Source organism: Streptomyces sp. AcH 505, assembly GCF_000818175.1.
GTDB lineage: Bacteria > Actinomycetota > Actinomycetes > Streptomycetales > Streptomycetaceae > Streptomyces.
Genome location: NZ_JTIY01000001.1, coordinates 4,221,991 through 4,223,109 on the forward strand (window position 1 = coordinate 4,221,991; position 1,119 = coordinate 4,223,109).

Here is a 1,119-nt window from a genome sequence, read left to right on the forward strand (position 1 = left end):
GCAGAGCCCCACGACGAGGCCGGCGAGCGGCGCGGACAGCATCCCGGCGCGGGCCGCCGCCCGGTCCCAGCGGGACACGGCGACCGGCAGCACGGTGAGGGTGCCGAACGCGAAACGTATGCCGTCGGCCGCCGAGGCGCGGGTGCTGTCGTCTGTGGGGGTCACCGGCCGAAGGGTAGCCAAGAGCGCCGACACCTCTGACACCCGGTAAATTGGTGCATAACCAGCTATAGCCGGTGATTGACGGCAATTCAGGAGTGCGCTGCATGGGTCACTGGTTCCACCAGAACATCGTCGAGCCGGGCAAGCTGCCCATGCTGCTCGCCCTCGCGTCCTTCGTGGTGTGCTTCCTGCTGACCCGGACGATCACCCGGCTGATCCGGGCGGGGAAGGGCCCGTTCGGCAACGTATCGCCCGGCGGCATGCACATCCACCACGTGGTGCCGGGGGTGGTGCTCACCGTCGTCGGCGGCTTCGGCGCGGCGGGCAGCGGAACCCATGGCGTCACGGCCGCGGTGTTCTCGGTGATCTTCGGCTTCGGCGCCGGGCTGGTACTGGACGAGTTCGCGCTGATCCTGCACCTGGACGACGTCTACTGGTCGGAACAGGGCCGCCAGAGCGTCGAGGTCGTGGTGCTGGCCGCCGCCATGGCGTTCCTGGTGATCGGCGGCTTCGCCCCGCTCGGCGTCAACTCCCTGTCGGACAGTCAGCAGGACGGCCGGGGCACGGTCATCGCGACGATCGTCATCGACTTCCTCCTCGCGCTGATCACGGCGTTCAAGGGGAAGCTGCGCATGGCGCTGATCGGCACGCTGGTGCCGTTCGTCGCGCTGGTGGGCGCGATCAGACTGGCCCGCCCGGTCTCACCCTGGGCGAAACGCTTCTACCGCCACCGCCCCAAAAGACGAGCCAGAGCCGTCCTCCGCGCGTACCGCCACGACATCCGCTGGTCGGGCCCGAGCCGCCGCTTCCAGGACCTGATCGGCGGAGCCCCCGACAAACCGGCACTGCCGCCGGGCCCCGGGCGCTGACCCGGCTCGCCCGGCGGGCGTCAGGGGGTCGGGTCCGCGTCCGGTTCCGGCTGCTCCGGCCGCTCCGGCAGTTCGGCTGCCAGAGCCG

1 protein-coding gene and 1 pseudogene are annotated in these 1,119 nt (G+C 70.7%); one reads left to right on the forward strand and one right to left on the reverse strand.

Features of this window, described 5'->3' with window-relative positions; translation table 11 throughout:
- Positions 1-183 (reverse strand): annotated as a pseudogene (locus HY68_RS45275) (adenosylcobinamide-GDP ribazoletransferase); the annotation flags it as partial.
- 83 nt (positions 184-266) lie between these two features.
- On the opposite strand from HY68_RS45275, the gene HY68_RS19325 reads away from it, so the two are divergent.
- Positions 267-1,031, forward strand: a complete 765-nt coding sequence (locus tag HY68_RS19325) for a hypothetical protein (RefSeq protein WP_041990545.1) — start codon at positions 267-269, stop codon at positions 1,029-1,031.
- Positions 1,032-1,119 lie beyond the last annotated feature (88 nt).

What these genes read in the sequence shown, in the direction of transcription:
- HY68_RS19325 (WP_041990545.1), top strand. Translation starts at nt 267, where the DNA reads ATGGGTCACTGGTTCCACCAGAACATCGTCGAGCCGGGCAAGCTGCCC.